Annotated in this window: 9 protein-coding genes, 2 tRNA genes, 2 rRNA genes and 2 pseudogenes (1 of these 15 cut by a window edge); 5 read left to right on the top strand and 10 right to left on the bottom strand. The window is 59.4% G+C overall.

Annotation, left to right across the window (positions count from 1 at the left end; translation table 11 throughout):
• The 8 genes from HAP41_RS38115 to HAP41_RS38150 form a co-directional block, all read right to left on the bottom strand.
• Nucleotides 1-138, bottom strand: a 23S ribosomal RNA gene (locus tag HAP41_RS38115) (it extends 2735 nt beyond the left edge of the window).
• A 414-nt stretch (nt 139-552) separates the two neighbouring features.
• A tRNA-Ala gene (locus HAP41_RS38120) sits at nt 553-628 on the bottom strand.
• Between the two features lie 33 nt (nt 629-661).
• A tRNA-Ile gene (locus tag HAP41_RS38125) sits at nt 662-738 on the bottom strand.
• A 188-nt stretch (nt 739-926) separates the two neighbouring features.
• Nucleotides 927-2415 (bottom strand): 16S ribosomal RNA (locus HAP41_RS38130).
• The 16S and 23S rRNA genes sit together here with 2 tRNA genes alongside, the layout of an rRNA operon.
• 616 nt (nt 2416-3031) lie before the next feature.
• Nucleotides 3032-3832, bottom strand: coding sequence for a class I SAM-dependent methyltransferase (locus HAP41_RS38135; RefSeq protein ID WP_166082227.1), 801 nt, complete (start codon nt 3830-3832; stop codon nt 3032-3034).
• 153 nt (nt 3833-3985) lie between these two features.
• Nucleotides 3986-4774, bottom strand: coding sequence for an ABC transporter ATP-binding protein (locus HAP41_RS38140; protein ID WP_166082226.1), 789 nt, complete (start codon nt 4772-4774; stop codon nt 3986-3988).
• Nucleotides 4768-5706 carry an ABC transporter permease gene (locus tag HAP41_RS38145; protein WP_224517721.1) on the bottom strand — a complete coding sequence of 313 codons (939 nt, stop codon included), beginning with the start codon at nt 5704-5706 and terminating at the stop codon, nt 4768-4770. The genes HAP41_RS38140 and HAP41_RS38145 overlap by 7 nt, the downstream gene beginning before the upstream one ends.
• A 101-nt stretch (nt 5707-5807) precedes the next feature.
• A complete protein-coding gene (locus HAP41_RS38150; RefSeq protein WP_166082225.1) occupies nt 5808-6938 on the bottom strand; it encodes an ABC transporter substrate-binding protein in 1131 nt (376 codons plus the stop codon).
• 403 nt (nt 6939-7341) lie between these two features.
• On the opposite strand from HAP41_RS38150, the pseudogene HAP41_RS38155 reads away from it, so the two are divergent.
• Together HAP41_RS38155 and HAP41_RS38160 are read left to right on the top strand one after the other, a co-directional pair.
• A pseudogene (locus HAP41_RS38155) lies at nt 7342-8177 on the top strand (IS5 family transposase).
• Nucleotides 8178-8340: 163 nt separating this feature from the next.
• Complete coding sequence (locus HAP41_RS38160; RefSeq protein WP_166082224.1) at nt 8341-8682, top strand: YdhR family protein; 342 nt, start codon at nt 8341-8343, stop codon at nt 8680-8682.
• 292 nt (nt 8683-8974) lie between these two features.
• On the opposite strand, the gene HAP41_RS38165 is transcribed toward HAP41_RS38160, so the two are convergent.
• Nucleotides 8975-9412 (bottom strand): YybH family protein, encoded by a 438-nt coding sequence (locus HAP41_RS38165; RefSeq protein WP_166082223.1) that lies wholly within the window; start codon nt 9410-9412, stop codon nt 8975-8977.
• Between the two features lie 446 nt (nt 9413-9858).
• Between HAP41_RS38165 and HAP41_RS38170 the strand changes: the two are divergent.
• Nucleotides 9859-10237 (top strand): annotated as a pseudogene (locus HAP41_RS38170) (aminotransferase class III-fold pyridoxal phosphate-dependent enzyme); the annotation flags it as partial.
• A 157-nt stretch (nt 10238-10394) separates the two neighbouring features.
• Here the strand turns inward: HAP41_RS38170 and HAP41_RS38175 are convergent.
• The gene (locus HAP41_RS38175; protein WP_085403315.1) at nt 10395-10874 is read right to left on the bottom strand and encodes a MarR family winged helix-turn-helix transcriptional regulator; all 480 of its coding nucleotides are present in this window, start codon (nt 10872-10874) and stop codon (nt 10395-10397) included.
• Between the two features lie 156 nt (nt 10875-11030).
• Between HAP41_RS38175 and HAP41_RS38180 the strand changes: the two genes are divergently transcribed.
• Both HAP41_RS38180 and HAP41_RS38185 read left to right on the top strand, forming a co-directional pair.
• Nucleotides 11031-12359, top strand: coding sequence for a Rieske 2Fe-2S domain-containing protein (locus HAP41_RS38180; protein WP_166082222.1), 1329 nt, complete (start codon nt 11031-11033; stop codon nt 12357-12359).
• A 5-nt stretch (nt 12360-12364) separates the two neighbouring features.
• Nucleotides 12365-13417 carry an ABC transporter substrate-binding protein gene (locus HAP41_RS38185; protein WP_166082221.1) on the top strand — a complete coding sequence of 351 codons (1053 nt, stop codon included), beginning with the start codon at nt 12365-12367 and terminating at the stop codon, nt 13415-13417.
• Nucleotides 13418-13428 lie beyond the last annotated feature (11 nt).

Genomic DNA, 13428 nt, shown 5'->3' on the forward strand with positions numbered 1-13428 from the left:
TCGAAGGTGGGTTTCCCCATTCGGAAATCCATGGATCAAAGCTTCTTCGCAGCTCCCCACGGCTTATCGCAGCGTAGCACGTCCTTCATCGCCTCTCAGCGCCAAGGCATCCACCGAACACCCTTAAGGCACTTGATTGCTCTCATTATCAATGTCCACACACTCGGCAGAATGTTGTCTGTAAGAACTGCCTTGCGGCGCGCGCCCTCGATGAACGCTATTCTCACAGCCGGACAATGATTAGAAAGACCAGTTTGCTTCGTAAGATCGTTCCGATAGCGAGGCGGTCAAGCTTCGCTAAAAGGATCATTTACAACTCGCATGTCTCTCAAACGCAGCCTTGTGAGCTACCTTGAAAGACGCACGAGCGCCGAAATGATCCGGAGATAATGAAGTATCGCGCAACAATTGCTTGTTGCCCGATCCAACTCGGATCGATCTCCTCTTTACGATGTCAGAAATCACGCAGCTTACTGTCCATCCGGACTAGTAAGTGCGAAGTGATGTTTCGCGGACGATTTAGGTGCACGATCAGTCGATGATCAAACCATCTGGTGGAGCCAGACGGGATCGAACCGACGACCTCATGCTTGCAAAGCACGCGCTCTCCCAGCTGAGCTATGGCCCCGTAACCAGAAGACGAATGCTCACTCGATGAGTGTGGTGGGCCTGGGAAGACTTGAACTTCCGACCTCACGCTTATCAAGCGCGCGCTCTAACCAACTGAGCTACAAGCCCCTAACGCATATCCAGTCAAGGACCAGGGATTCTGCAAGCTTGCAGCCCCAGCGCGTGTTCGTCCGCGAAGAAAGAGAAACGAAGACGGCGAAATCCCGCCAATGCAGCTCAACAATCCTGACGATCGTTGGCCACTGATGTTTCTAAAACGGCTCGATAGAAGCAAGCTTCTGAAGAACCATCCTTAGAAAGGAGGTGATCCAGCCGCAGGTTCCCCTACGGCTACCTTGTTACGACTTCACCCCAGTCGCTGACCCTACCGTGGCCGGCTGCCTCCCTTGCGGGTTAGCGCACCGTCTTCAGGTAAAACCAACTCCCATGGTGTGACGGGCGGTGTGTACAAGGCCCGGGAACGTATTCACCGTGGCGTGCTGATCCACGATTACTAGCGATTCCAACTTCATGGGCTCGAGTTGCAGAGCCCAATCCGAACTGAGACGGCTTTTTGAGATTTGCGAAGGGTCGCCCCTTAGCATCCCATTGTCACCGCCATTGTAGCACGTGTGTAGCCCAGCCCGTAAGGGCCATGAGGACTTGACGTCATCCCCACCTTCCTCGCGGCTTATCACCGGCAGTCTCCTTAGAGTGCTCAACTAAATGGTAGCAACTAAGGACGGGGGTTGCGCTCGTTGCGGGACTTAACCCAACATCTCACGACACGAGCTGACGACAGCCATGCAGCACCTGTGTTCCAGGCTCCGAAGAGAAGGTCACATCTCTGCGACCGGTCCTGGACATGTCAAGGGCTGGTAAGGTTCTGCGCGTTGCGTCGAATTAAACCACATGCTCCACCGCTTGTGCGGGCCCCCGTCAATTCCTTTGAGTTTTAATCTTGCGACCGTACTCCCCAGGCGGAATGCTTAAAGCGTTAGCTGCGCCACTAGTGAGTAAACCCACTAACGGCTAGCATTCATCGTTTACGGCGTGGACTACCAGGGTATCTAATCCTGTTTGCTCCCCACGCTTTCGTGCCTCAGCGTCAGTATCGGGCCAGTGAGCCGCCTTCGCCACTGGTGTTCTTGCGAATATCTACGAATTTCACCTCTACACTCGCAGTTCCACTCACCTCTCCCGAACTCAAGATCTTCAGTATCAAAGGCAGTTCTGGAGTTGAGCTCCAGGATTTCACCCCTGACTTAAAGACCCGCCTACGCACCCTTTACGCCCAGTGATTCCGAGCAACGCTAGCCCCCTTCGTATTACCGCGGCTGCTGGCACGAAGTTAGCCGGGGCTTATTCTTGCGGTACCGTCATTATCTTCCCGCACAAAAGAGCTTTACAACCCTAGGGCCTTCATCACTCACGCGGCATGGCTGGATCAGGGTTGCCCCCATTGTCCAATATTCCCCACTGCTGCCTCCCGTAGGAGTTTGGGCCGTGTCTCAGTCCCAATGTGGCTGATCATCCTCTCAGACCAGCTACTGATCGTCGCCTTGGTGAGCCATTACCTCACCAACTAGCTAATCAGACGCGGGCCGATCTTTCGGCGATAAATCTTTCCCCGTAAGGGCTTATCCGGTATTAGCACAAGTTTCCCTGTGTTGTTCCGAACCAAAAGGTACGTTCCCACGCGTTACTCACCCGTCTGCCGCTGACGCATTGCTACGCCCGCTCGACTTGCATGTGTTAAGCCTGCCGCCAGCGTTCGCTCTGAGCCAGGATCAAACTCTCAAGTTGGACTTGAACTTTGAACCGGCTGATCACAACGTTTGACGAGGTCCCACCATTATTTCGACAACCGAAGTCGCCGAGCTGCCCGCGATTCACATCGATGGCAGCGATGGTGTTTCCTTTAAAACGTGTACCGCCGAAGTCTTTCGTCCCCTCTCAAAACTCAAAAGCCGAAGCTCTTCAGTGTCCGAGAGGCGCAAGGACTCCGCCGTCCACGTTTCTCTTTCTTCATCTTCACTTGTCAAACAGCCCGGGACCAGGAGGCCCCAACCTTCCAGAGTGGAAGGGTTCCGACACCCTTACCGACGATGAATGAACTCCAATCGACTTACGTCGATTGTTGTGTCACTCAACAAGGTGAGGAGCATCAAGAGCGTGCATGCTTCCCTTGGCATCTAGGCCAAAGAGAGCGCCCGACAGACGGGCAACGCTGGAAAACACATAGACGCTCACTCACCTGACTTCAAGCAAAAAATGAAAAGTTTCCACTTCGCCAATCTTCTCGTGTCCGCGTAGCAGAGCAGCAAGCCTGCTCGTCCTGGTTAAGCCCAGACGTTCATCGACTTTCCACCCGGGCACTCAGATAGTCAGGACCTCGGAAGAGACCGCTCTGGCCGTCGAGTTAGGGAACGATGCCTCGGCACGCCCACGCGACGTTTGCAAAGGACCTCGGGCCATCGGGCCGGCCGGCCTCGTAGGCATCGCGCACGGCGGCGTCGGTGCGCGCTCGCTCCGCAGCGTCGAGCGCTGCCACATACTTGCCGAGCGGCCCTTCGCCAGCGGCAATCGGCGTCCAATAGTCGGCAAAGCTTTTGTAGTCCATGCGGATCATCAGCTCTACTTCCGCAATGCTCACGAGACCCTGTTCGGCAAAAGTCCGTCTCAGTTCGCCCGGCTGCATCATTGGTTGAAAGCAATAGCGACTGCGCAGCTGGCGCCCGCTTTCACCGAGTGCCGCCACCGTGTCGACCATCATGCGCATGCCGGGCATCCCGCCGAGATGATCCCACACCGCTGCCGCGACCACGCCGCCCGGCCGAACGACGCGGCGCATCTCGGCTACTGCCTTACCGGCTTCGGGAACGAAGTGGAGCACGAGAAGCGCCAAAGCGCGATCGAACGTGCCGCCCTCGAAGGGCAGGGCGCAGGCATCCGCCTGTCGGACTTTTATTCGCGGGTTTGTGTTGCGCCGGATTACCTCCTCGACAAAGATTGGCGAATAGTCGACCGCGGTAATCTCGGCGAGGTCGGCGGCTTTGGCGAGCGTGAAGGTCAAGCTACCGGTGCCGCAGCCGATCTCGAGAATCCTTTCGCCGTCGGAAATCCCTGTGAAGTCGATGAATTTCCGCGCGAGTCTTCGGCTCCAGCGGCCCATGAGCTGCTCATAGCCCGCGGCGCTGTGGACGTTGAATTCTGAGGTCACCGAAGTCTCCGTGCGCTTCCCAGATTTTTAGATCTCCACGAGGTGGCTGCACAGCCGCTAACACAATCGCATTGCGATCGCGGCGAGAACGCCGCGCTGCTTGCTCTGTGGATGCGTATGAGAAGATCCGTCACGGCGAGCTCCTTTTGAGGGCTACCATGCCTCATCGAGGCCGAGTTGCCCAAACACCTCGCGACGAAGCTCAACGAAGTGCGGATCGCCCCGGTGGCGTGGATAGGGCTGGCTGTTGACGACTTCAGCCTTGACCCGTGCAGGCCGGTCGCTCAGCACGATGACACGGCCAGCAAGCAATAGCGCCTCCTCGACATCGTGCGTGACCATCAGCGCCGTGAAGCGCGAGCGCTGCCAAAGTGATACGAGTTCCGCCTGCATCGCGATGCGAGTCAGCGAGTCGAGCTGGCCCAAAGGTTCGTCAAGAATGAGCAGCTTTGGGTCGTTGACAAGCGCACGCGCCAGAGCCGCGCGTTGCGCCATGCCACCGGAAAGCTGGTGCGGGTAGGCATTGGCGAAACCCGTGAGCCCCACCAGGCGCAAGGCGTCTTCGATACGCCCGCCATAAGTGCGTAGCAACCCGCGGGCTTCCAGACCGAGCGCAACGTTGCTCCGTACCGTGCGCCATGGATAAAGCGTGGGATCTTGAAAAACGACGACGCGCGACGGATCGGGTGCTTCGATCTCTCTTCCCTCCGCTAGCAGGGAGCCGGCTGTTGGAGTGTCGAGCCCCGCGACCAGCCGCAGCAGGGTCGATTTTCCGCACCCACTCGGACCCAGGAGAGCGACAAATTCGCCGCGGCCGACCTGAAGGCTGATGCGGTCCAATACCGGCAGGGGCTGCCCTTCGAGATCGAAGCTGTGGCTCACTTCGCGGAGCGTTAGCGTCGATCCACGGACCGCGTGATCGCTTGCGATCGCCGCTACCATCGCACCAGACCTTTCTGCCAGGATAGCAGGCGGTCCCGCAAGCGGAACAGCAGCGTGATCAGCCCTGAGCACAAGAACGCCATGAGCAGCAGCGCGGCGTACATATTGGCATAGGCCGCCCAACCTTGCGCCCATTGCAGGTACCAGCCGAGCCCCGCCTTCACGCCCAGCATCTCGGCTACGACAAGAACCGCAAACGAGTTGCCGAGACCCATGAACAGGCCAACAAAGACATGTGGCATTGCCGCCGGAATGGCAACCTTGAGCACGAGGAAGCGCTGGGTTGCTCCCAATGTCCGCGCAATATCGTAATAGGCGCTCTTCACGCAGGCGACGCCCGACCAGGTCAGCACGGTGACCGGAAACCCGGTGGCGAGCGCAATCAGGAAAATGCTGGCGCTGAAGCTCGACGGGAAAACGAAAAATGCGAGCGGCAGCCAAGCTGTCGCGGGCAGCGGCCCGATGAACCGCAAAACTGGGTGGATCCAATAACCGGCGAGCCGCGACCAGCCGATCGCCACGCCGGTTACGAACCCCACCGCCGCACCGAGAAAGTAACCGGTCGCGAGCAGACGCGCTGAGGCGAAGATGCCTTCAGCCAGCCGCCCCCAATCATCGATTACGACTTCGACAATGGCCTGCGGCGGCGGAAAGAACGGCAACGGCAGCAATCCAAGCTTTGCTGTGACGGCCTCCCAGGCGGCAAAAAACAGCGCGAGCGCAAACAGCCACGGGGAGAGCCGCTGGAGACGCTGAAAAGCAACAAAACGAACGCCGGCAAAGGCTGCCAGGGCGAGCGCAAGGGCCAACGCGCCGCAGGCAATCGCGAAGCCGCCCGTGTAGGCCCAATCGCTCTCGGGCTTATCCGGCCAGAGCGCAGTGAGCACGGCGACCATAGACCATGCGGCGGCAACAGACAGTCCGCCGATCAACGACCGAGTGGTCGAACTTTCAAAAAAGCCGAAACCCGATTTCTCTGATGGCCTCGGCACTTCATCGATGACCGAGCTCACTGCGGATCTTCCCAATCGGCTCAGCTTAGAACGTCAAGATAAATCCGCTCGGCGAACTTGGCCGGGTCAGTGCTTCGCTTCATGACGTTCACAGCCTTGAGTTCGTCGGTGTAGAGTAGAAGCTGCTTCTTGAGCGCGGCCCCGACCGGGTGATTGTGGTGAGTATGGCTACGATACATGGTGGCGAGATCCTCTACGGATCCTCTCCCGCCGTAGCCCGAATAGATTGCTGCGGCATCGGCGGGATCGCTGGCAACTAGGTCTGCCCCCTCCAGTATCGATCGGGTCAGAGCGGCCGCCACCGGCATTTCGCTTCGGGTGAGGCTGCCACGTATCGCGAGAACGCAGCAGGTGCGGTCGGCGAATTCACCCGTCAAGTTCGTCGCGATCTCGTTGAGTTTGCCTTCCTTGAGCCAGAGGTAGGGCAGCGGATCTATCTCGGCCAGCGCCTGCACTTCGCCCTTGTCGACGGCAAGCGCGAGCAGATTGGCCGGGTACTGGCGCCACTCTACCTCTTGGGCCGGATCGATGCCCTTTTTGGCGAGGTAGATCGAAAAGAAGTTCTTCGCTGGGCTCGATTGATCGCTAATCCCGATGGCCTTGCCGCGCAGGGATTCCAGGCTGTCAATATTCGCAGCCTTGGAGCCGAGGAGCCGGATGCAGCCGCCGTGCACACCGGCGGTGATCCGAACGTCGAAACCTTGCTCCAGCGGTTTGAGCCAGCGCAGGGCCAATCCCAAACCGGCATCCGCCTTGCCAGTTGCAATCGCCTCCAACAACTGGTCGGTCGAACCGCCGAAATTGACGAATTCGACATCGAGGTTGTGCTTGGCGAAGATGCCCCGCTCCTTTGCGACAGCCGCAGCGACGGTACACGCCGCGTTCGCATTCCAGGCGAGTTTGAGTTGGCGGGGTGGGCCCTGCAGCTCTTCACTGCTCGCTGCGGCGCGACAAATAAGAGGCGCGCCGGGAATATAAGACAGCGATCCAGTCCCGGATGCCGTCAGCGCGCGAGCCGCTCCAAACATTCCAAGCGGCGCCGTGGCGCCGAGGGTGCAAACCAACGTCAACACCGAGCGGCGGGAGAAGGCGCCCCGCTTCGCTTCGGACAGACCTTTCGTCAAGCTGTTGCCAATTTCGCGCTTTTCCATGTGTCACTCCCAAACTCGCGTGTGAATGGAATAGAACTGGGCGGCGCTTTGCGGGGCCTTAGCTCACCTCTCTTTGGGCATCATCCGAGCCCGTCTGCTACACAGGTGTGAAGAGCTTCACATTAACGCAAAAAATTGGAAGGAGATAGCCGCGCGGCGATTAAGGCTCTCGTCAATCGTATTGACCTACTCACGGAAGCCTCTGTCGCATTTAGTCGCGATCGGCGGGGGTAGATGATCAAAATTTCGGTCGTGCGCACGCACCAGCATGGAGCCTGCGTTGCGCGAATTCAGCGACGCGGTCTAACTTCTAACGCTAAGTGTCTGTTCCAAAACATGTTGAGTCGAATGAATCGGTTGTGATTCAAGGTGAGCGGCCTGATTCGATGGGGACGCGCCGCCAATGTGGACTACCGAGAACCGTGCACGCTACGACCGCAGCCGCCTGCGCTATCCGAGCGACTTGACCGACGAGGAGTGGGCGCTGATCGCGCCTCGCATCCCGCCGGCCAAGCGCGGCGGCAACAAGCGTACGGTGGACCTGCGCGAGATTGCCAACGGGCTGATGTACATCCTGAGCACAGGTTGCCAGTGGCGCGCGATCCCCAAGGACCTGCCGCCGCGCTCGACGCTGTATGGCTACTTCGATCTGTGGAGCTGGAACGGCACGCTCGATAAAATTCATCACGCCCTCTATGTCGAATGTCGCGAAAGGGCCGAGCGCGAGGCTTCTCCCACCGCCGCCATCATCGATAGCCAGAGCGTGAAAAGCGCTGAAAAAGGGGGCCTCATGATCTCCATGGCTACGACGCGGGCAAGAAGATCAAGGGCAAGAAGCGGCACATTCTCGTCGACACGCAAGGCCTCTTGATGCACGCCATCGTGCATGCGGCGGACATCCAGGATCGCGACGGCGGCGTGCTCCTGATGGCAACGTTGTTCGGCCTCTATCCCTTTCTTCTGAAGCTCTACGCCGACGGCGGATATCAAGGGCCACATTTCCAGAAGGGGCTGCGTAGCGCTCTGAAGCGCGTGAACCTCGAAATCGTCAAACGCTCCGATCAGGCTCACCGTTTCGTCGTCTTGCCCAAACGCTGGATCGTCGAGCGTACCTTTGCCTGGCTCGGGCGATGCCGAAGACTGTCCAAAGATTGGGAATGCTTCAATCACAGGGCGCTCGCCTTTCTCAAGCTGGCCTCCATCCGACTCATGCTGCGAAAGCTATGCAATCCAAGGTAATCTTTCCGGACAGACTCTAAGTCAGCATGATCTGGGATAGTCGGCTGGTCGCAGCAGAACGGAAACTACTGGTTAGGCTTTGCGCTTTTGATCCATGTCGGCTTCCCGCTTGCTTGATCGCGGGAATGCCAATTGAGCCGGGGCATCCTTACAAGGAGGTCGCATGATTACCGCCGTTGTACGATACAAACTGCCGCCGCAGATCGACCACGCGACGTGTCGCGAGCACTTTCATAAGATCGCACCCAACTTCCGCGAGGTGACGGGGCTGATCAGCAAGCACTTCATCTGGTCCGAAAGCGGCTGGGCGGGCGGCGTGTACCAGTGGGAGCGTATTGAGGATGCCAAGGCGTTCTACACCGGGCCGTGGCTCGAGGGCATCATCCAGCGCTACGGCATGAAGCCGCAGATCGATTTTTACGAGGTTTTTGCGGTAACAGACAACACGCGCGGTAAGGTTGAGCTGTTCGAGGAGGCCGTTGCTCCAAATGACCCCAGCAGATAGCTCTTCTGCCGCACTAGCGCGTAGAGGTGGCGTTGTATGAGAGGATAGCTGCGGAATCCTCACGTCATCGTAGGTAGCAAGTCCACGCCGCGACCGAATGCGACGATCACTCTGATCTTGGCTCTTCGGAGACGTGCCGATCAGGCCAAATGTCCGCGTTTCGCCAAGAACTGCCCTCCCCGTTAAGTCGCAGTTTGCCCCAACCCGGACATATCTTGCACCGGAGACAAGTAGCCCTTTTGGGCGTCCGGTAAGGCCGCCGCCTCGCCGGACCGATTAAGCTTCGACCGCTTTAGTTGAATGTTTGCAGCCTCAATTTGAGCGATCCGTCGGCTTGGCGTTCGAAGACGTGCGTCGCTAAACCACTGAAGGGAGACGGCTTGCCCTCCTTGTCCTTACCCGTAGCGCTCCACTTGGCTGTGCCGAAGACTACCTTGTCGTCTCCGCCGGCATCGATCATCTCCAACTTGTGATCCGTCACACCGCTCGCGAAGAGTCCGGCAAAGAACTTCTCGATCTCGGCCGGCCCCGACGCGACCTGATGTGTGGGCGGCATCAATTTTGCCGTCGCGACATAGGAGGCGCCGATGGCTTTCTCGTCGTGCTTGTTGAATGCGGCATCCCAAGCGGCGTAAGCCTTCTCCACGTCCCCCTTGGCGTCTGCGGCCAACGAAATTCCCGGCGCGCCGAGCAGACAAATGAGTAGTGTTGATTTTTGAGCCAACTTCATAGGATACTCCTCTGTTGGATAACGCCTTTCCCGAATGATTGGATCATCTCTCCGGTCGTCTGCCGCGGCTGCGCTCCCGCCAGCATGACGGACATCGTCGCCGGTCGCGCTGTGGCCGGCCATTGTTTCATTACGAAAGAGGTGCAGGCGATGGCAACTTCAACGGCGCCGTTCACCTCGGGAGTCCATATCGCTCGTCATGACATCGCTAATGCAGCCGGTCCACAGGCCGCACTTCAACCACCACGACCAGTTTTGCGAAGGCAAATTCAGCTGGTTGCCGGAAGAGTCCATCCAATAGTTCGCGGAACAGCGATTCCGGGCAATTACCGTCAACCACGTTGACAAATGGGAGAGAGCGACGGCGCACACATTGCCTAGACCGGAAATCCCCGCGCTGGTCACGGTGTAATTCGCCTTTTGACCCCTTAGCTGACTTTGCCGCGTTGGAGATCGCGCCGGAAGGGTTTGACCATACTTTCCTTGCCGGATCCGGCTCCGAGGCGGTCGATACCGCGCTGAAGATGGCGCTGGCCTATCACCGGGCACGCGGCGAAGGCCATCGCCAGCGCCTGATCGGGCGCCAGCGCAGTTACCATGGAATGGGATTCGCCGGACTCTCGGTCTCGGGCATCGGGTGGCAGCGGGCGCAGTTCGGCGTCATGCTTCCGGGGGTATCACGCCTTCCTCACACACATGATCTCACCCGCAATGCGTTCAGCAAGGGCGAGCCCGAGCACGGCGTCGAATTTGCAGACGCGCTGGAAGGTCTTGACCGCGATGGACCCCTCGACGGTCGCAGCCGTGATCGTCGAAATTGTTTCGAAAATGGGATCTTTGTTCGCGCTGTTGGCGATACACTGATCCTGTCGCCGCCTCTTATCATCAACGAGGAGCAGATTGGTCAGATCGCCGATGGCATCAAGAGCGGCATTCGGACATTATAAGATACTGAGGCGCAAACAGGGGCCGCCGGAGACCGTTACAGGAATTTCTCGCGGCCCTGTGCTTTGATCTCGGTCTCCAGTTGCTGATCGAGCTTGTCGAGGCTTCGCCTCAAAACCTCGATTTCGTGCGGATCGAGCGCGGCCATGAGCTTGCGCTCGACCCGAACAACGAATTTCTCGATATCCTTGTAGACCTTGCGGCCATCGGTCGTGAGGCTCAGGCTGGCGCGGCGGCGGTCCGCTTTATCCACGTCACGATGAATCAGCCCTCGGCGCACCAGCAATTCGATGGAGCGCGCGACCTTGAACGCATCGGACGAGGTCAATGTCGCAAGTTGCGTGGCCGTCAGCGGCTGATGCCTGGCAATGACCGCGAGGCTTCGCCAGGCCGGCATCGTCAGCTCGTAACGATCTTCGTACATGGGGGAGATGAAGCTGCCCAGCCGTGAAGCAATGAGACCGAACCGGTATCCGGTCCAGTTCTCGAGCGGGAGGATCGTGCTGACCTTGTTCATCAAGACAATTTGCTCGCGGTGATGGGAGCAGAACCATAACGAGTTGCACTGCACCGCTCAACCGCTCGCTTTCCGGACGATCGCGTCATTGACGCAGGGGCGACTTACTTGCATAATGCAAATAATAAGCATTCAAAAGAGCTAGGGAGGATCACCATGTCGAAATCGACTGACGGCCAGGATCTGACGCTGGTTGGCCCGGGTACGGTCATGGGCGAGATGATGCGGCAATACTGGATACCCGCCGCTCTTTCTTCGGAACTATCGGTCGACGGCGATCCAATGCGCTTGATGCTGCTCGGTGAGCAGCTCATTGCCTTCCGTGACAGCTCGGGCCGGGTTGGCGTGCTGGATCACCAATGTCCGCACCGCTGTGCCTCGCTGTTCCTCGGCCGTAACGAGCAGGACGGCATCCGTTGCGTCTATCACGGCTGGAAATTCGACGTTGACGGCCGCTGCCTCGAAATGCCGAACGTCCCCCCTCCGCAGGATTTCAAGGAAAAGGTCCGTGCAAAAAGCTACAGGGTTCGCGAGTCCGCGGGCCTCATATGGGTTTACATGGGCGCACGGGCCGAGGCGCCACCCATGCCGATGCACGAAGCGCTGTTCGTTCCGGAGCAGGATCTGACCGTCACCATCCTCCAGCGCGAAGCCAACTGGCTCCAGGGCCTCGAAGGCGATATCGACACGTCGCATTTCGGCTTCCTGCATGCCGGACACATCAACCCTGATGATTTCGAGGAAGGCCACCCGGCCCGTCACACGGTTTCCAACCGAGCGCCGGAGTACAAGGTCACCGAGACCGACTGGGGTACGATGTACGGCGCGTTTCGGCCGGAAGCGGACGATCGAATGCACTGGCGCATGGCGCATTTCTCACTGCCGTTCTGGACCCAGACCCCGAACGCCGACTTTGCCGACCACGTGGTCGCCAAGGCGTGGGTGCCCATGGACGACACCCACACGATGCTGATCTCGATCTATGGCGGCCGCGCCAAGGGGGCGACTTACTCGAGCTCCAAGCTGAAATCCGGTGGCGGCATCCCCGGGGCCGACGGTCTCGATTATCTACCCAACACCACGGACTGGTATGGGCGCTGGCGTGCGGTCCAGAACATCGGCAACGACTGGCAGATCGATCGCGAAGCTCAGCGCACCAACAAGATCTACACGGGCATCCGCAACATCGTGATGCAGGACCAAGCCGTCACGGAAAGCATGGGGCCGATCGTCGATCACACCAAGGAACATCTCGCACCGAGCGACGTGATGATCGCGCGGACGAGGCGGCGCCTGCTCAACGCTGCACGGGCATTCGCCAACAACGGCACCGTGCCGCCCGGCGTCGACGACGCCGAGGTGTTCTGGAACGCGCGCGCAGGCTCGTACTACGCTGATGCGAAGATCGACTGGCTCGAGGCCTATCAGGACAAGCTGAAGACCGCCATTCGCTGGCGTGCCCCAAGCCCGCAAGCCGCGGAGTAGCGACAATGGCCACGCCGGACCGGGAAAAGCGCGCGCGCATCACGCGCCGCGCTACGGTGTTTGGACTGACCGCCTCTTCGATCCTGCCGTCGATCATGGCTCCGTCGAGAGCGGAGGGCGAATGGTCCTCGCTGGTCGCCGCCGCAACGAAGGAAGGCCGCGTGGTGCTCTACAGCGCGTTCGTCGGCCTTGCCGCGCACAAGGAGCTCAAGAAGGACTTCGAGTCCGCTTACGGAATCACCGTGGACATTCTCGAAGCGCGCGCGAGCGAAGTCCGGGAGCGCATCCGCATCGAGCAGGCCGCGGGCCGCAACGCAGCCGACGTCTCCGAGAACGGGCGGACCACGACCACGCTGCAGATCAAGGAGGAGCGTGTCTTCGAACCGCACGGCCCCCTCCCCAGCCTCGGCCGTCTCAAGACGGACTTCCCAAGCGACGGCATGCGGCTCCCTGTCTTTGCCATCGTCTACGGCATCCTGGCGAACACCATGCTGGTCAAGCCGGCGGACGAGCCGAAAAGCTGGCTCGACCTGACGGATCCGCGCTGGAAAGGAAAAATCCTCAGCGACGATCTGCGGACGCTCGGCGGCGGCGGCGTGCTCTTCTCGGTCCTGCAGGACCTCTACGGGCGCGCCTTCCACGAGAAGCTTGCCCAGCAGGACCTGAAGTTCAGCCGGGAGATACCCGCCAATGAGCGCCGCATAGCGCGCGGCGAATACCCGCTCTACATCCCCGACAGCCTGACGTCGCTGCTCGAACTCAAGGGCCTCCCGGTCAAGTTCATCGCGCCGAAGGAGGGGCTGCCTTATGTCGGCTACGATCTCGCGCTGCTGAAGAATGCACCCCACCCCAACGCGGCGCGGCTGCTGATGGAATACTATCTGGGCAAGACGATGCAGCAGAACCTTGCGAGGCTCGGGCTGCTGCCGACCACGGCGGACGCGCTGACCGGTGTCGATCCCGCGGTGGCACAAATCGAAACAACGAAGCTTCTCGGCACCACGGATCCAGAACGCATGAACGAGATGCTGTCTTTGGCTCAGCAGATCTATCGCTGAGAGGCATTCCC

The organism is Bradyrhizobium barranii subsp. apii, from assembly GCF_011516635.5.
GTDB lineage: Bacteria > Pseudomonadota > Alphaproteobacteria > Rhizobiales > Xanthobacteraceae > Bradyrhizobium > Bradyrhizobium barranii.